This window comes from Leptolyngbya sp. UWPOB_LEPTO1 (genome assembly GCF_017302695.1).
GTDB classification, from domain to species: domain Bacteria; phylum Cyanobacteriota; class Cyanobacteriia; order Leptolyngbyales; family Leptolyngbyaceae; genus Leptolyngbya; species Leptolyngbya boryana.
On sequence record NZ_JAFLCJ010000002.1, the window covers coordinates 131,820 to 147,445 of the forward strand.

Annotated in this window: 17 protein-coding genes; 5 read left to right on the forward strand and 12 right to left on the reverse strand. The window is 48.4% G+C overall.

What is annotated here, in order from left to right; translation table 11 throughout:
* Positions 1–205: 205 nt before the first annotated feature.
* The 5 genes from J0L70_RS03455 to J0L70_RS03475 all read right to left on the reverse strand — a co-directional run bounded on the left by J0L70_RS03455 (position 206) and on the right by J0L70_RS03475 (position 5,188).
* Complete coding sequence (locus J0L70_RS03455; RefSeq protein ID WP_190648215.1) at positions 206–1,552, reverse strand: oligosaccharide flippase family protein; 1,347 nt, start codon at positions 1,550–1,552, stop codon at positions 206–208.
* Between the two features lie 28 nt (positions 1,553–1,580).
* Positions 1,581–2,048, reverse strand: coding sequence for a CRR6 family NdhI maturation factor (locus tag J0L70_RS03460; protein ID WP_287453126.1), 468 nt, complete (start codon positions 2,046–2,048; stop codon positions 1,581–1,583).
* A gap of 63 nt (positions 2,049–2,111) precedes the next feature.
* Positions 2,112–4,358 (reverse strand): phosphoketolase family protein, encoded by a 2,247-nt coding sequence (locus J0L70_RS03465; RefSeq protein WP_353736605.1) that lies wholly within the window; start codon positions 4,356–4,358, stop codon positions 2,112–2,114.
* 317 nt (positions 4,359–4,675) lie between these two features.
* A complete protein-coding gene (locus J0L70_RS03470) occupies positions 4,676–4,879 on the reverse strand; it encodes a type II toxin-antitoxin system VapC family toxin (RefSeq protein WP_287453127.1) in 204 nt (67 codons plus the stop codon).
* A 3-nt stretch (positions 4,880–4,882) separates the two neighbouring features.
* Positions 4,883–5,188 (reverse strand): type II toxin-antitoxin system Phd/YefM family antitoxin, encoded by a 306-nt coding sequence (locus J0L70_RS03475; RefSeq protein WP_287453128.1) that lies wholly within the window; start codon positions 5,186–5,188, stop codon positions 4,883–4,885.
* A gap of 139 nt (positions 5,189–5,327) precedes the next feature.
* On the opposite strand from J0L70_RS03475, the gene J0L70_RS03480 reads away from it, so the two are divergent.
* Positions 5,328–5,552 (forward strand): hypothetical protein, encoded by a 225-nt coding sequence (locus tag J0L70_RS03480; RefSeq protein WP_287453129.1) that lies wholly within the window; start codon positions 5,328–5,330, stop codon positions 5,550–5,552.
* Positions 5,542–5,919, forward strand: a complete 378-nt coding sequence (locus tag J0L70_RS03485) for a type II toxin-antitoxin system VapC family toxin (protein WP_287453130.1) — start codon at positions 5,542–5,544, stop codon at positions 5,917–5,919. Before J0L70_RS03480 ends, J0L70_RS03485 begins: the two co-directional genes overlap by 11 nt.
* 12 nt (positions 5,920–5,931) lie before the next feature.
* On the opposite strand, the gene J0L70_RS03490 is transcribed toward J0L70_RS03485, so the two are convergent.
* The 4 genes from J0L70_RS03490 to J0L70_RS03505 all read right to left on the reverse strand — a co-directional run bounded on the left by J0L70_RS03490 (position 5,932) and on the right by J0L70_RS03505 (position 9,264).
* A complete protein-coding gene (locus J0L70_RS03490; RefSeq protein ID WP_287453131.1) occupies positions 5,932–6,180 on the reverse strand; it encodes a hypothetical protein in 249 nt (82 codons plus the stop codon).
* Positions 6,181–6,241: 61 nt separating this feature from the next.
* Positions 6,242–8,431, reverse strand: coding sequence for a tetratricopeptide repeat protein (locus tag J0L70_RS03495; RefSeq protein WP_287453132.1), 2,190 nt, complete (start codon positions 8,429–8,431; stop codon positions 6,242–6,244).
* The gene (locus tag J0L70_RS03500) at positions 8,428–8,835 is read right to left on the reverse strand and encodes a hypothetical protein (RefSeq protein WP_287453134.1); all 408 of its coding nucleotides are present in this window, start codon (positions 8,833–8,835) and stop codon (positions 8,428–8,430) included. The genes J0L70_RS03495 and J0L70_RS03500 overlap by 4 nt, the downstream gene beginning before the upstream one ends.
* Before the next feature lie 105 nt (positions 8,836–8,940).
* On the reverse strand, positions 8,941–9,264 hold the full coding sequence (locus J0L70_RS03505; protein ID WP_287453135.1) for a hypothetical protein: 324 nt from the start codon (positions 9,262–9,264) through the stop codon (positions 8,941–8,943).
* 23 nt (positions 9,265–9,287) lie between these two features.
* Here J0L70_RS03505 and J0L70_RS03510 point away from each other — a divergent pair, with 23 nt between their 5' ends.
* Together J0L70_RS03510 and bicA are read left to right on the forward strand one after the other, a co-directional pair.
* Positions 9,288–9,680: a hypothetical protein gene (locus J0L70_RS03510; protein ID WP_287453136.1), complete on the forward strand. Its 393-nt coding sequence runs from the start codon at positions 9,288–9,290 to the stop codon at positions 9,678–9,680.
* A 467-nt stretch (positions 9,681–10,147) separates the two neighbouring features.
* Positions 10,148–11,806: a bicarbonate transporter BicA gene (gene bicA / locus J0L70_RS03515; RefSeq protein ID WP_017287889.1), complete on the forward strand. Its 1,659-nt coding sequence runs from the start codon at positions 10,148–10,150 to the stop codon at positions 11,804–11,806.
* Positions 11,807–12,052: 246 nt separating this feature from the next.
* On the opposite strand, the gene J0L70_RS03520 is transcribed toward bicA, so the two are convergent.
* The 3 genes from J0L70_RS03520 to hisA all read right to left on the reverse strand — a co-directional run bounded on the left by J0L70_RS03520 (position 12,053) and on the right by hisA (position 14,799).
* On the reverse strand, positions 12,053–13,693 hold the full coding sequence (locus tag J0L70_RS03520; protein ID WP_287453137.1) for a M48 family metalloprotease: 1,641 nt from the start codon (positions 13,691–13,693) through the stop codon (positions 12,053–12,055).
* A 179-nt stretch (positions 13,694–13,872) separates the two neighbouring features.
* Positions 13,873–14,016, reverse strand: a complete 144-nt coding sequence (locus J0L70_RS03525) for a hypothetical protein (RefSeq protein WP_017287888.1) — start codon at positions 14,014–14,016, stop codon at positions 13,873–13,875.
* A 9-nt stretch (positions 14,017–14,025) separates the two neighbouring features.
* Positions 14,026–14,799 carry a 1-(5-phosphoribosyl)-5-[(5-phosphoribosylamino)methylideneamino]imidazole-4-carboxamide isomerase gene (gene hisA, locus J0L70_RS03530; protein ID WP_268184464.1) on the reverse strand — a complete coding sequence of 258 codons (774 nt, stop codon included), beginning with the start codon at positions 14,797–14,799 and terminating at the stop codon, positions 14,026–14,028.
* A 115-nt stretch (positions 14,800–14,914) separates the two neighbouring features.
* Between hisA and J0L70_RS03535 the strand changes: the two genes are divergently transcribed.
* A complete protein-coding gene (locus J0L70_RS03535; protein WP_017287886.1) occupies positions 14,915–15,622 on the forward strand; it encodes a rhomboid family intramembrane serine protease in 708 nt (235 codons plus the stop codon).
* Positions 15,623–15,626: the final 4 nt, after the last annotated feature.

Consider the following 15,626-nt stretch of genomic DNA (forward strand, 5'->3'; position numbering starts at 1 on the left):
TTTTACTTGTCCCGCACGAGGTTGAAATCCCGTGCTCGTCCTGGCAAAGTCTCTAAAGAGGCTGTCTTTCTGAGCCATTGGCTAGGTTCTGTAGTCCCTTGAGGGAGTTTGCACGGCTAGCACCGGGTTTTCAATCCGGTGCGGGACAGAAACGCAGTCAAGCTAATGTTCAGGCGGTTTTGTCAGCCAAACAGTTCCTGCATCTCTAACGCCGATAGAGTTTGTCCCGTATAAACTCAATGTCTTGCGGGACAAACCATAGGCTAGGTGGAGCAGTTTTTAGCACGGCTGGGTAGCAGATTAATGTTGAAGCTAATCGAATGAGCGCTGAGCAGAGTAAAGCTAGACCTAGACCTAGTAATCCGTAGCTCGGAGTCAACCATAAAATTAACGGGATGCCCAAGCCTAGCCCTAAGCTTTGAATCACAGTTACAATCCCCGGACGATCAAGTGCCATAAACGCTTGCGCTAGAATCACCGAAGTCCCGCTCACAACCGTTTCAAGCGCTAACACTCGAAAGACCGGAATTGCTGCTAAGTATTCTTTTCCATAGAGTAAGTTCAGAACGAGCGGTGCACAGATCATCATGAAAGCTGCCATTACAATTGCTAAAAATCCGCCAATTCGAGCCGCTCGACCTGTCATCTGTAAAACTTCTTCTGTAGGACGTGCCGCCGCTTTGGGAAATAGCACGGTGACAAATGAGCTTTGAACGACATACAGCAATTGACAGAGACTAAACGCGATCGCAAATAGCCCCATTGCTGCCGGAACTAACAAACTGACAGCTAAGACCTGCTGGAGTTGTCCCGCTAAAGTAGAAACGAGGTCAATCCCATAAGCTCGCAAGCCATAACTGAGCAGTCGTTTGGTCGATCGTCGAACCCGCTCAAATCGAATTGTAAAAAACCGCCGAGTACAAGCGATCATCCAAACCAAAATCGGGATTCCAGGTAGCCAGTAAGAAATCACTGCCGTAAATGGAGTCAGTTTTCCCAAGAGCGCCAGTCCGACTAGCATGACTAAAGTACCGAGTGGGAAAACATAGCGCATTTGATTCGCGATCGCGAATTCGTCACTTGCCTCCATAGACGATCGCAGAATTTCTGTGAACATTGCGATCGGAACGGCTAACATCAGCGCTTGTGCAAAATGAATTGTATCAACTGAGTATTTTCTCAGAAGGATTGGAATCGTAAAAATTCCAATCACAGCACCGATAGTACTCAGGATCACGCCAATGAGAATAGCGGCTGAGAAACTTTTCGATCGCTCAGTCGGATATTTTTTGAGCGTGTAAAGTAGGGCGCTCGGTAAGCCGAACGACAAAGAATATGCAAAAAATTGGGGCCAAATCGCCATTGCAGCTTGTTCTCCCCGACCACTTGGACCCAACAGCCTTGCGGTGATGGTTCCGGTTGCGACATTGAGAAAAATGATCAGAAATCGAGCAAGCAAGGTTTGAAGAATGGCAGATGTGCCATCGCGTCCCTGAAGCGAGCGAGATCCACGCTGCCAAACTTCTGCAATCCGTCCTCCCCAATTCCTCATGCACTCACCTTTAGAACGCAAAGTTATCTTAGCGTCCTTCTAGCATCAAGAAAAAGGCATCATCTAACTCATACCCTAACGTCTTCGTCATCGACTTGACCCGCGATCGAGCTTCAATTTTCTGTTCTGTGAGCCAATTCAGCATCACAAACGTTTTCTGCATGACAAAGATTTCTAAGGCTTCCGGGTTGTATTCAATCCCATCCTTCTGGATTTGATGTGGAACGAGCATGGCAGCATAGCGCCCCAGTTCTTTTTCCGACCAGTTCAGTAAGAATGGCATCCAAGGATAGGTCGCATCGAGTCGGATAAACCACAATCGGATCTCTGGAATCTCTGAATATTCACGCGGATCGCTAGGGTCTAAAGGGTAATCAATTTTAAATTGAATCGATTGCTCATGTTCGCGGAGGTTGGGTTTGAGAGATTCGATGCGGTCGATCACTTGACTGAGATCGACTGTATCAATCTGTTCGGCAGTGAGATGGATAATCATTGCTTTGTCGTGCGTGAGGGTTGAGGACTCAAAGTTCTTCGAGAACTTTGAGTCCTGTTCGTCTTAGCGAGCAAGCTCGATCGCTCGGTTCACCATACCTGCTGCGGTAATGCTGTTAAATGCCATCAGTTCGCCTGCAGTTGCAGTCGTCTCACCGCGTCTCCAAGCAAAGGTATCGCGTTTTGCGGTACTCCGAAGCATGATTGGCTCTAGCATTCCGCTTGCGCCACCGGTGACACCGATTAAGGCATCGCCACCAAACAGTGTGTCAAACGTTGCATCATCAATAAATCCACCATCCGGCTCAGAGCAGGTGTCCCAAGCCACATCGGATGCACGATATAAGCGGCGAGGATTGACGATCGAGACAATTCTTACCCCATATCCTTGAGCTTCTAGACTCGATGCTGCTTCAAACACAGGCACTAAAGTCATATCGCCAATGACACCAAATACGATCGTTTTCGATCCAGTGCTTTCATGCAGAATGATGCCACCTTGCTCGATCGCTTGTCGCGTCTGTTCTAAGGTTGTCCGAATCGGCAACGGGGATTTACTCGCTGTGATCACAACGCCTTTGTTCTTCGTGGTCAGTGCCCAGTCATAACAAGCTTGAATGCTATTCGCATCGGGTGGGAATAGTGCGAACACGTTGCCATTTCTGAGCATTGCGGCAAAGTACGCTTCAACTTCAGGACGTTGGTGAGTCCAGCCATTTCGTCCTTGCTCTAAGGCTCCAGCGGTAAACAATGTAATGGTCGAAGGGGTGGGACGACGCAATTCTGCCATCGCTTGCGTTACGGTTTGCCAGATAGGTAGCCCGTTAATCGCGAAGGATTCATAAGAACACCACAGCGATCGACATCCCATTAATGCCAGTCCTGCTGCCAATCCTGCACAGGCATCTTCGCTCAAAGGCTCATAGACTTGACCATTGGGGGCTTGGTTATAGAGCGAATCTTCAGTCGGGTGAATGATCTTCAATGCCTGGTTAATGTTGGCAATCCCAGATGCTTCGTTTCCGTCTGCGTTGGTCACTAAGAAGGCGCGATCGCTTTGTCCAACATGTCCCACCAATCGACCCATTGCAGTCGTCGAAACTTTCGCATCTCCGCCGACAGCATATTCTTCGAGCGGCAACTGTCCTAAATCGGGTAAAGCCCGCTCGAATTCAGTCACAACCGTTTTGCTAGCAGAACCACCACCCGCCCGTTCACAGTTCGATCGCACTAATGCCCAAGCTTCAGGAGTCAATGCCCGCGCTTTCAATGCGGCGATAATGTCTTCATTTTCTAACGTGTGTTGAGCATAGAGGTTGTGAGACTTCGAGCCTTTTGCGTGAACCCCTGCACCTTTGAGCTGTTTGATGATGAAGACGGTTAACTGACCGCCTAATGCCGATTTCGCGGCTTGATCTGCGGCGGTTAAGACTGCGTTTGTAAACTTAATCCGATTCTCCAAAGAGAAAATGGTGCTATCGACGTATTCGCTGGGTTGATTGCGATCGTCAAAATCTTTCGCATCGACTAGGACAACATTCTCGAATCCATTCCCTTTCCAGAAGTCGATCATTTGCTCGTTGGTTTTGAGCGACACCATGCTGTGATGCTCTTGCGAGTAGCCATTCCAAACCAAGATCGGCAAGAAGTTCGTCACCCCTGGGAATGCGGTGTTGAAGTGTGCCATCGAACTCATGATGTATGGCTCACCTAATCCACCATCCCCGACAGTAAAGGGGAACAATTTATCGCGATGCAGAAGGGATGCTGCCATTGCAAAGTGCTGCCCTTGACCTAAAGGCCCTGCCGGAGCCAAAATCCCCGGAATGAAGCCGGACAAGTGACCTAAGAGTCCATGCTTTTCCCGGAAGCGATCGCGCAATTGCTGTACGGTTTCGATGCCCATATCTTCAAGAGAGCGATCGAGGAACATGGCGCTATAAAATCCGGGCGCGTGATGTCCGACTTCGGTGATGATGTTTTTATGCCCTAACATTACAAAGGCTGCATAGGCTTCGGCTTGGCTGGCAAATCCGCCGGGGTGTCCAGAGGCTTTACTGGCAGTCATTTGCAGAATCAAATAGCGCAGTGCGTCTGCAGCGAGCAGTGTTTGATAGCCCGCAGCCGGGTCGGTTGGGTCAGTAATCGCGGTTTTGCCGTCAGCGATCGCTGATGTTTTGCCATATGTCTCAAACCCTGGTAACTCGTCGCTGAAGTATTGAATCCCTTCTGTAAAAGCGGGTTTGGTCGAGATTGGGTTTGTCACTGCGGTCATACTTACACCTGCTGCGTCTTGTAATGGGTCTGACACTCTATCGTACACAGACGTTGCACGCTTGAGAATCAATCTTGCTGGCATGTGAGGGATCGATGTGTTGATGCAGTGAATAGAACAAAATCGATGATTTTAGGTGAAAGAATAGAGAATCACGGTGATCGCGATGCTTCACCAAATGGTTTGTACGGGGTACTGAGCGATGAGATGATCAATCGTCAGAATCGGGATGTTTTCGACCTGAGCTTGGGCAATTAGAATTAGCTCGAATGGATCTTTGTGATGATCGGGAAGGCTATCCACTTGCAGAATGTGGGCGAGATTGATGATCAGGCTCTCAAAACGGTTAGCCGTTAGGCAAGATTGAATAAATTGGGTCGGAGGTTCTGGAAGGGGAAGCTTGCCAATGTTGGATTAATGATAATTTCCCAACTGCTGGCAACGCTGAGATAAAGCGTGTTTTCAGGATTGGAAATGATGTCTTGAACGGGTGCAGAGAGTTGAGAGTTGTTGGTAACCCACCAGAGTAGAGCATGGGTATCGAGTAAAGCACGCATGGTCTACTGAGGGTCGGCGGGATTGAGGAAGCTGTTTAAGATATCGTCTGGTAAGGGGGCGTTAAAGTCGTCTGGGATGGTCAGTCTGCCTGCGTATTGTCCGGGAACACGAGGTGAATTTTCTGGGGGATAAAGTTTACGATCGCGGTTTGCAGGAGAGATATGGGCGACCGCTTGTCCATCTTGGGAAATGATGATTTCTTCGCCTTGGATCACCCGATCGAGGAGTTGGGTAATGTTGGCGGTGGCTTCGGGTAGGGTGACGTGGGTGACCATGGGTGGGTAAGCCAGGATGGTTGTGTCTGTCATTATAGTCGGGGCAGAAAGTCGATCGCGCTATTTTGACTAGAGCGATGCAATGAGCAAGGACGCTACATTGATTTGTCGAAAGTGACGTGAGCAGGTTTTGATTCTAAAATGAAGCAACATTCACTGGACAGCTCTTGCGATGGAAGTTCTTAAGTTCACTACAACGATCGATGAGTCTGGACACTTGCATCTGGATATCCCGACGGAGCTATCCTCTGGGCAGGTGGATATTGTGGTGATTGTGAATCCGAGTTCGTCTGGAACTGAGCAGCAAGCCTCTTATGATTTTTCGGATCTGGCAGGACAGTTAGAGTGGCAAGGGGATGCGGTGTCTGCACAGAGAGCGTTAAGGGATGAGTGGTAATCGTTATCTGCTAGATACGAATGCAATTTCAGCATTGCTTAAGGGTGAGGGTCAACTAGTTCAACTTTTGCAAAGTGCGGATTGGGTAGGGATTTCAATTATTAGTCAGATTGAATTTCTTGCGTTTGTTGGATTGAGTCGGAGCGATCGTAAGCTGTTTCGGCAGTTTCTACAACGTGTGGAGGTGGTGAGCCTGATGGCAAGCGATACGTTGTTGATTCAAAAAACGATTGAAATTCGCCAACAGTATCGATTGAAGTTACCGGACGCATTGATCGCTGCAATGACACTTCAAAACATGGCAAGTTTGGTGACTGGAGATCGAGAGTTTGCAAAGGTGAAGGAGTTGACGATCGTAAGCTGGTAGCGATCGCTATGCTCACGTCAAGTATTTCTCCACTAGGCGTTGTTCTCGCATCGCATCAATTTCTGCATCAGTGGGCGCGGGTTCTCCAGGTCGTTTTAGGCAGCCTCGGAGTTGTTCAACTAATTCACGCTTGTTGGGTTGGGTGCTGTTTTGAGTTTGGGTGAGGTCGGTTTGGAGCGATCGTGTAATGGTATTGAGCAGAGACAAGCGCTCTGCAACGGATAGCTGGTGAACCTGTTGTTCGAGTTCTTCCAGGGTCATGGCAAGGGTTCTATGATTTGCTGACTTTAAGATAACACTGCGATCGCTGATTCCACGTTGCTTATTTGCGGAGCCATGCGATGAGAAGAACGATCGCGATTCCAACGCAGAACCAGAGAATCCAATTGATTTTGCGGCGAGGAGGTCGGAGTGCTTTATCGCAGTCCTCAACGTCCTGATCAAGCCCCATTTCTTGATACAAACGGCGAGCGTTTTGGTATGCCTCGAGCGATTCTTTCTTCCGCCTGAGCTTTGCTAGAGCAAGCCCCAAGTTAAAATAAGAATTGGCTTCACCCCGTCGATCACCAATCTCACGCTGAATCTCTAAAGACTGTTGATAAAAGTTGATCGCACGGTCGTACTGTCCTAACGAATGGTAGGCATTGCCCAAACCCATGAGGGAATTGGCTTCACCCCCTCGATCACCAATCTCACGCTTAATCTCTAAAGACTGTTGATGAAAGTTGATCGCACGGTCGTACTGTCCTAACGATTGGTAGGCACTGCCCAAATTACCGAGGGAAGCGGCTTCACCCCCTCGATTACCAATCTCACGCTGAATCTCTAAAGACTGTTGATAAAAGTTGATCGCACGGTCGTACTGTCCTAACGAATAGTAGGCATTGCCCAAACCCATGAGGGAATTGGCTTCACCCCCTCGATTACCAATCTCACGCTGAATCTCTAAAGACTGTTGATGAAAGTTGATCGCACGGTCGTACTGTCCTAACGAATCGTAGGCATTGCCCAAACCCATGAGGGAAGCGGCTTTGCCTTGAGCGAAATCAAGCTTGTCGAATTGGAGTTGAGCTTTTGTGTAAGCTACGATCGTAGCCTGATACTGTCCCAATGATCGATACAAGTTTCCTAATCGTATCCATGCCCAGCCTAAGTTTCGCTGCTCTTCTGCATCTTCAGGATTAGCATCCGTCCAAGCATGAGTCAGTTGCTGATAGATAGGAAGCAAATCGCGATAGTATCCCCGTCGGTCTAAACTATCAACGCAGGTATCCATCATTTGATCTGCAAGGGCGTACTCTCCCAATTCGCAGCGATGATGAAAGATTTCGAGTTCTTCGACACAGTCAGAAAGTAAGCCCGTCCACGGCTGAATGTTCGCCGCAAAATACGCGATCGCTCTTTCATGCGATTCTCGTTGTTGCTCACTCTTCTTCAGTTCCCGCTCAACCAATCCCTGCATCAACGGGTGCAACGTCCATCGCTCCGACTCCTGCCGTAGAAATGCCCGATCGCTCAACGTCTGCAAATCCTCAATCGTCGCATCCTCTAGCATCGCCTGAGCCATCTCTAACCCAAACGCATCTCGATACACAACCACACCGAGTAACAGCGATCGCAACCGCTCCGGCAACTCCGCAAACAAGACTGTAAAGATCTCCTCGACCTTCGCTTCCGAATCACCTTGATAGTGACAAAACAACCGCTCAAAGAAGTCCAAATCCCTTTCGCGCAGACTCCCCTCCGCCTCTTGCCGCACCCAACTCGCCGCCAACCCCAACAACAACGGATGCCCATTCGCCAACTGCGTCAATCGCTCCAATCCCTGATCCGCGATCGCGCTAATTCCCTGCTTTGCCAGAAATTTAGACCCTTCCGCATCAGTCAATCCGACCAGCGCAAAGCTCTCCTCTGAATTAATTCCAAATGTCGATCTCGTCGTCACGATCACAATGCTCGATCTCCCTCGCTGATACCAAGTCTGCAAAAACTGCTCAAACGAAGCTCGATCGTTCCCGTTCTGCACCGCTTCAAGCTGATCCAGCACCAACAAACAGCGCTTCTCAGTCAAGCGATAGACCAGTTCAACACTCAAATCCTCATCCGTCACACGCGGATCATCAATGAGAAACCCAATCTCTTGCAACACCCATCGCACAAACTCGTTGAACGTCGGAACTTTGCGGAAATTCAGCCACAGCGATCGCTCAAACTCCCCTCTGACTTGATGAAAGAGCCAGTTCGCCAAAAGTGATTTACCAAACCCACCTACTGCGACTAATTCAATCAGCTTTTGGGTCTGAAGTCGCGCTAAAAGTTCTCGTTGTGGCTCTGTTCGATCAATCCATTCATGCGCTTTGTGTTCCGGTGGAATTGGATCAAGCCCAACCACCGAAACCCGCTGCTGGAAATTGATGCGATCGCCAAAATCAACCCGCTCGGCATTGATTTTACCGATCGCGTTCACCCGCGCATTGTCTTGAGCATTGATTTTGAACTGCTCATCCGTCATGGACGCTGATCACCAAAGTTAACCGTCGTTGCATTCAGTTCGTTAATCGCATTCACCCGCGCATTATCCCGCGCATCAATGTTAAACGTCGCACTATTCTGCTCTTGCTTACCAATATTGATTACCTGATGCGCCAACTGCTGTAACGTCTTAGCAAACTGCGAATCATCCATTTCATCATCCAAATACACCGATAACTTATTCAGCGCTTCAGGTGACTGCTCTTTTTCAATCTTCTCGATCGCCGTTTCCGCCTTCTGATTCCCCTTAAATCGGTTCTTAATCGTCGATCGCAATTGTTCGATCGCACCTCCGACCGCTTTCTTTGCAACTTCTCCCGCACTCGACTTTACAAACTCATCGAATGCAATTTTTGCGATCGCTGCCCCAGTCATCTCCAACATAAGCCACCTACGGAAGAATACATTCTTGTTGTAGCTAATTCTTCCGTTCGATTGTGCCACTTCCCGCAAAATTACAGAATCTTTTACAAGCTCAATCGCACCCTCTCAATCTGTCTCAACCTCGCTCAACTCATTCACAATGACAATTCCATCCGTCTTTGTGTCGATCGCTTTATTCCCCACAAATCGTGTGACAGTCACAACGACAATCGCGTCATTCGTCAGTAATCTTTCAACCTTACCCACGAATTTCGTGACAGTCACAACGAATCGTGCAACCAACTCCGTAATCTTGTCAGCTTTGCTTACAAACGCTTCAAAAATCCTTAAGTGCTCCAAAAAATTCTTCTTGAAAGCAACACACTTCTCTGTGCGAATCACCCATCTCACAGCGCGATCGCTCAAGCCAAACTGTGAATGAGAACACACTAACACTCAGGGAGTATCTACCGATGGCACGCTCACAAAGAACCTCACGCACTCTCGAAAAAGCACAGCTCAGAGCCATGAAACTCAAAGCGATCGACCCCGCAATGGACTTCGGACGTGATCGCAACATGACCACCTTCACCACCAAAATCGAGAAACTACAAGCCAAACTCAACCACTACAACAACCTCATCGAACTACTAGATGCCGCAAAAAATGAAATTGACGAGTCTGAAAGAGAACTCGGAGATCTCAGCGATGAAATGCTCAATGGCGTTTCTGCTCGCTATGGCAACGACAGCCGCGAATATGAAATGGCAGGCGGAACTCGAAAGAGCGATCGTGTTCGTAAGAGCGCAGAAAGTCGCATAAGAAACGCTGCGATGAAAAAGGTCGCGAATGCAGTCAATAACTAATGTCACCCATGACACCGTGAAATCGATCATCACGCTGACATTACCCTGAAACTGGAGAGCGGGGACAAACCTGCTCTCCAAACCAAGAAACGCAATATCCATCCATCAATTCAACTGAGCTTGATAGAGTGCGATCAAGGTGATTTCGCTGCATTACATCCCGCACTCTATGCTTTTTCGGTCAACCCTTATGGAAAAGATAGAAAGCTTCTATGGAAAAAAGTCCTGTTTCTGACGGATTCACTTGAGCAACGTCACCTAGAGTGCCGTACAGTGAAATCATCGGAATAATTCAATTATTACCAAAATTTGAACTCTATAGAGGAACTCGTCGGAGAGCCTAGTTTTACGCTATCTACATAGCGAATTTTCTAGCCATTTTCTACACCTTTTGTTTGTACAGATAGAGGGTGACAGGGTTGCATTGTCTCAAATTGAGATTCACTTACCGTTCATTCACTTGGGTTATGACAATTACCAATCTAATTCGATTTAATAATCTCCGAGGAGATATCTTCGGAGGCGTCACCGCAGCTATCGTTTCATTGCCCCTCGCACTCGCTTTCGGGGTCGCCTCTGGAGTCGGTCCCATTGGTGGACTGTATGGCGCAATCTGCGTTGGATTCTTCGCTGCACTGTTTGGTGGCACTCCAACACTGATCTCTGAGCCAACTGGTCCGATGACCGTTGTCATGACCGCGATCGTCGCTGGATTGACCGCAAGCAATCCAGAAAACGGCTTAGCGATGGCATTTACGGTCGTCATGCTGGCTGGACTGTTTCAAATCGTGTTCGGTATTTTCAAACTGGGAAAATATGTCACGCTGATGCCTTATAGCGTCATTTCCGGCTTCATGTCTGGAATTGGAGTCATTCTGATCATTTTACAAATCGCACCCTTCCTAGGGCAGGCAGCTCCGAAAGGTGGCGTGCTTGGAACAGTGATGGCAATTCCAGGTTTGATTGCCAATGTCAAAACACCAGAAGCAATTCTCGGTGCAGTCACTTTGGCAATTATCTTCTTGATGCCGAAAAAGCTGAAGCGACTCGTTCCGCCTCAGTTGGTTGCGTTAATCATTGGAACAATCATTTCGTTAACCGTGTTCCAAGGCGCTGATATTCGTCGGATTGGTTCGATTCCAGTTGGATTGCCGCCGCTGCAACTCCCTACCTTTACTGCAAGTCAACTGACCACCATGTTTGTGGATGGGGTAATGCTTGGGATGCTGGGCTGTATTGATACACTCTTGACAGCGGTTGTTGCAGATAGTCTGACTCGCACAGAACATAAATCAGATAAAGAACTCATCGGTCAAGGAATTGGCAACATTGTCTCTGGATTGTGTGGAGGGTTGCCGGGTGCTGGAGCTACGATGGGAACCGTGGTCAACATCCAAACTGGTGCGAGAACTGCTGTTTCTGGATTGACGCGTGCGATCGTACTTCTAGTCGTGGTACTAGGGGCTGCCAGACTCACAGAACCCATCCCGATGGCAGTTCTCGCGGGGATTGCCTTGAAAGTGGGGATTGACATTCTTGACTGGAGCTTCTTGAAGCGATCACATAAAGTCTCGCTCAAAGGTTCCCTGATTATGTACGGGGTACTGCTGTTAACGGTGTTTGTGGATCTGATCGTGGCAGTCGGCGTAGGGGTCTTCATTGCTAACATTCTGACGATTGAGCGACTGAGTGAAATGCAATCGTCAGAAGTCAAACTGATTTCAGATATGGATGATGATGCGCGTCTCTCAGCGGAGCAAAAACAACTGCTCGATAAAGGACAAGGACGTGTTCTATTGTTCAGCCTTAGTGGTCCCATGATTTTTGGCTTGTCGAAAGCGATCGCGCGGGAACACAATGCTATGAAAGAGGCAGATGCCTTAGTTGTGGATCTGACTGATGTTCCAACAATGGGCGTAACGGCTTCGTTAGCGATCGAGAATGTCATTCGGGATGCGAGTGATAAAGGCTTAGCGATTTACCTGGTTGGGGCAAGTGAGAAAGTTCAGCGTCGCTTGCAAAAGTTGGGGCTGTTCGATGTCATTCATGCTGACCATTTTTTCAGCGATCGTACCGCAGCCTTAGAGCAAGCTGTGAGCCATGTCTATCTCAAAGAGACTGCTTAATTGATGGTTTTGAGTCCAACCTTTGATAGGGAAAATCACTGTCCTAGCCCCTTTACTTGCCACCGTAGAAGCTGAGAATGGGACGATCGTGCTATCGGGTGTCCTGCTCACTTTGCTTGTGATGCATCTCACCAATAAGCTCGGTGGCAACGTAGAGCTTAGTGTTTGGCGAAGTAGGGTTTGAAAATGAATAAAGGGGCGATCAGGTTTGAGATCGCCCCTTTATTTAATATTTAATAAGCTGCGTTAATTGCGATCGCGTCGATTCTCCTTCTTCTCTTCCCGCTCTTTATGTTCTTTCAGGAGTTGCTTCACTTTCGACTGAATGGCTGAATGCTGCTCCACTCCCTCAAAAGCATAGCGATTGTAACCCGTCTGAGTGATTAGCTCTTGCAGATAGTTCACTCGATCGTTAGGTAAAGGATGCGAAGCTAACCAAGCAGGCGGAAGATCTCGCTTCTTCTCTTCTTCTTGTTTACGCAGCGTCACCATCAGATTGTACAAACCGTCTGCTGCATAGTCTGTCGAAGCTAAAAGTCGAGTTCCTAGCACATCGGCTTGACGTTCCATATCGCGGCTATAGCTCAGTGTTGTCAGGTCTGTAATCAAGCCACCCACGTAAGGAATGAACTGCGTAATATTGGCAGTGAGGGAACCTTCTGTAATCAGTTGAAAACTATGAGACAGAATCGCATGGGAGAGTTCGTGTCCCAATAGTCCAGCGAGTTCAGCTTCGGAATTTGCTTTCTCAATCGCGCCTGCATTCACAAACACCTTCCCACCCGGCAGCGCAAATGCATTGAGCTTGTCATCTAAGACCACATAAAATTCGTACTTAAATTCTTTCCTGCCAGCAGCATCCGCAAGCTTCTGTCCGATGCCTGCTACATAGTCATTGACTTCTTTATCTTCAACCAAATCAAGCTGACGTTTTGCTTGCCGAACAACACGATCGCCAACCGCAGATTCGCCTCGCAACAGTAGCGCAGTATTCTGAACCGAAGTCAGTGGACCAAATAAGCTTCCAGTGAGGGCGTACCCTAATGCCCCAGTGAGAATTCCGCCAACGAGATTGCCTCGAAGTCTGCTACGAAGTTGCTTTTGATAGCGTTTCTGATAGTCATCTGCTAGTGCTGTCAGTGCTGAGGCTTCGGAATGATTGGGGTTGAGTAAGGCAAATTGTCGAGCCGCGATCGACGCATCAATCCATCTCTCATTTTTTGCCAATGCTGCGACTTTTGCTTTGATCAACTCTGGCTGATTGGGATAGCGAGTTGCCGCTTTTTCGAGTACCGCCAACGCTTGTTCGGTTTTGCCAAACTTCTCTAGCGCCTCCGCATATCGCAGCTGTCCCGGAACGAATTGCGGAACTTCTTTGACTAAAAGTTCCAAGGGGACAAAAATTCGACTTTCTAAATTCTGAGCCAGTCCCGCTTCAGATTCGCGCCAGTACACTTGTCCCGCAGTCGATAACTGAGCAGGATCAGTGATCACTTCTTGAGTGCTCGCTTCGATGACACCCTGAAAAGGAGGTTTGACTGCTTGATAAAGCTTGACTGCTTGAGCTTTGTCACCGGATCGGTAAAGTCGATCGGCTTCGATCAATGTCTTCTCCCGCTCTAGCTGTTCCGGGGTTTTGGTCGGCTCGGCAGGTTTAGGCTCTGCGGGCTTCTCATCAGGCTTTGGCTCGGCAGGTTTAGACTCTGTAGGCTTCTCATCAGGTTTAGACTCTGTAGGCTTCTCAACTGTCGGAGTCGGGCTTGGAGTCGTCGCACTGGCAGAAATTGCAAATGCGATCGGGCGAATCAAAAGCAAGATTGCACAACAAACTGTGACGAATCTTGGAAAGTACCAGCGCCAGCGTTGCCGGAAAACTTGCTTCTTCATCGGGAACTCCAAATTTTGTATGAGGATCAATCTGTACCCATCCAACCCGACCTGACGCGCCCCCTTGAACGTCCTTCAAGACGCAAAGGGGACAACGATCTCCGAAGAGTCTTGCCGAATTTCAGCGATCGCACACGCCCGTCAAAAGTTTGGATAGCTAGTTCTAAACTCGCACAAATCTAACGTTGCAACAGTGCTTCAATTTGACGCTTTGCAGATTCTTTAGCAAGTTGCTTCGCCAACTTCTTCGGAAGTTTTTTCTTCAGCTTGTGAACTACTTTCTTCGCAATCTTCTTCGCCAATTTTTTCTTGTGATGTCCCATAACTGTCCTCTATGCCAATGCCGACGATCCAAAATCCGGGGGAACATCCTGCCAGCGTCCTTGTCCCACTGCTCGAACCGCTTCTTTCAGAGAAACATCTCCGGTGTAAATCGCTTTTCCAACGATCGCACCTGTCACTCCTTGCGGTTCTAATGCCAATAGGCTGAGTAAATCCGTCAACGAACTAACTCCCCCCGAAGCAATCACCGGAATTGCCGCGATCGCTGCTAAATCCCGCAATGCTTCCAGGTTTGGTCCCTGCATGGTTCCATCCCGATGAATATCAGTATAAATAATCGCTGCGGCTCCCAGTTGCGCCATCCGCTCCGCTAACTCTGTCGCCAAAACTTCTGAAGTTTCGAGCCAGCCTTTTGTGGCAACTTTACCATTGCGCGCATCGATTCCCACAATGATTTGACCAGGGAATTCTCCACACAATTGCGCAACCAAATCGGGCTGTTCCACTGCAACCGTTCCTAAAATCGCCCATCTTACCCCTGTCGAAAGTAATGCGGCGACGGCATCGCGATCGCGCAAACCGCCCCCAACTTCAACCGGAATCTCCACAGCTTCCACGATCGATCGAATCACATCCAGATTCACAGGATGTCCAACTTTTGCGCCATCAAGATCGACTAAATGTAATCGAGTTGCACCCTCTGCTGCCCACTGACGGGCGACCGCAACCGGATCATCATTAAACACTTGCGACTGGTTATAGTCGCCTTGATACAGACGCACACATTTACCACCGAGCAAATCGATTGCTGGGATCACTTCCATTCCGCTTCTCCTTCCAAAGACAGACTGCCATCATAGATCTGTCTAGAGAGCAACAGACAGCGATCGAAAAAATCAGTTACTCTTTTGACTAAAATTATTTAATTGGGGATAAGCTGTGTTTCCGGTCGGCGACGATAATCCAATTCGCATTACACCCTATGTCACATACGGAATTATTGCGGTCAACGTTTTAGTCTTTTTCTATCAATTAACGCTTACACCTGCGGAACTAGACAATTTTTTCTACACTTGGGCAGTTGTTCCTCGTGAACTTAGTGCAGACCTCGCAGGAGCCTCTCTTCGCTATCAACCTTTCCCAGAGTGGATTACTCTAATCACGTCGCAATTTCTGCATGGTGGGTTTGCCCATATCTTTGGCAACATGTTGTTCCTCTGGATTTTTGGCAACAACGTCGAAGAAAAACTGGGACATCTGCGATTTTTGATTTTTTATATCGGCTGTGGCATGTTGGCAGCCGCAACTCAATGGTTTTTCTCAATGGACTCTAATATTCCATCCTTGGGAGCCAGTGGCGCGATCGCGGGCGTGATGGGGGCATACATTCTGCGCTTTCCGGGCGCAGCCGTCACTACGATTATTCCGCCGTTCTTCTTCTTTCCATTTCGCGTTCCCGCTTGGGCATATCTAGGCATTTGGTTTATTCAACAAGCCTTCTACGGCGTTGCCAGTTTAAATGTTCCTGCGAATATCGGTATGGAGCGGGGCGGAGTTGCCTACTGGGCACATGCAGGCGGATTTGTGTTTGGAGCAATTTTAGGACCGCTGCTCGGATTGTTCTCCAATAGGGATCGAACATACTAAGCAT

Bases quoted from the DNA above. Each gene is read 5' to 3' on its own strand.
- J0L70_RS03455 (WP_190648215.1), bottom strand. From the start codon at position 1,552: ATGAGGAATTGGGGAGGACGGATTGCAGAAGTTTGGCAGCGTGGATCT.
- J0L70_RS03460 (WP_287453126.1), bottom strand. From the start codon at position 2,048: ATGATTATCCATCTCACTGCCGAACAGATTGATACAGTCGATCTCAGT.
- J0L70_RS03470 (WP_287453127.1), bottom strand. From the start codon at position 4,879: ATGCGTGCTTTACTCGATACCCATGCTCTACTCTGGTGGGTTACCAAC.
- J0L70_RS03475 (WP_287453128.1), bottom strand. From the start codon at position 5,188: ATGACAGACACAACCATCCTGGCTTACCCACCCATGGTCACCCACGTC.
- J0L70_RS03480 (WP_287453129.1), top strand. From the start codon at position 5,328: ATGGAAGTTCTTAAGTTCACTACAACGATCGATGAGTCTGGACACTTG.
- J0L70_RS03485 (WP_287453130.1), top strand. From the start codon at position 5,542: ATGAGTGGTAATCGTTATCTGCTAGATACGAATGCAATTTCAGCATTG.
- J0L70_RS03490 (WP_287453131.1), bottom strand. From the start codon at position 6,180: ATGACCCTGGAAGAACTCGAACAACAGGTTCACCAGCTATCCGTTGCA.
- J0L70_RS03495 (WP_287453132.1), bottom strand. From the start codon at position 8,431: ATGACGGATGAGCAGTTCAAAATCAATGCTCAAGACAATGCGCGGGTG.
- J0L70_RS03500 (WP_287453134.1), bottom strand. From the start codon at position 8,835: ATGTTGGAGATGACTGGGGCAGCGATCGCAAAAATTGCATTCGATGAG.
- J0L70_RS03510 (WP_287453136.1), top strand. From the start codon at position 9,288: ATGGCACGCTCACAAAGAACCTCACGCACTCTCGAAAAAGCACAGCTC.
- bicA (WP_017287889.1), top strand. From the start codon at position 10,148: ATGACAATTACCAATCTAATTCGATTTAATAATCTCCGAGGAGATATC.
- J0L70_RS03520 (WP_287453137.1), bottom strand. From the start codon at position 13,693: ATGAAGAAGCAAGTTTTCCGGCAACGCTGGCGCTGGTACTTTCCAAGA.
- J0L70_RS03525 (WP_017287888.1), bottom strand. From the start codon at position 14,016: ATGGGACATCACAAGAAAAAATTGGCGAAGAAGATTGCGAAGAAAGTA.
- hisA (WP_268184464.1), bottom strand. From the start codon at position 14,799: ATGGAAGTGATCCCAGCAATCGATTTGCTCGGTGGTAAATGTGTGCGT.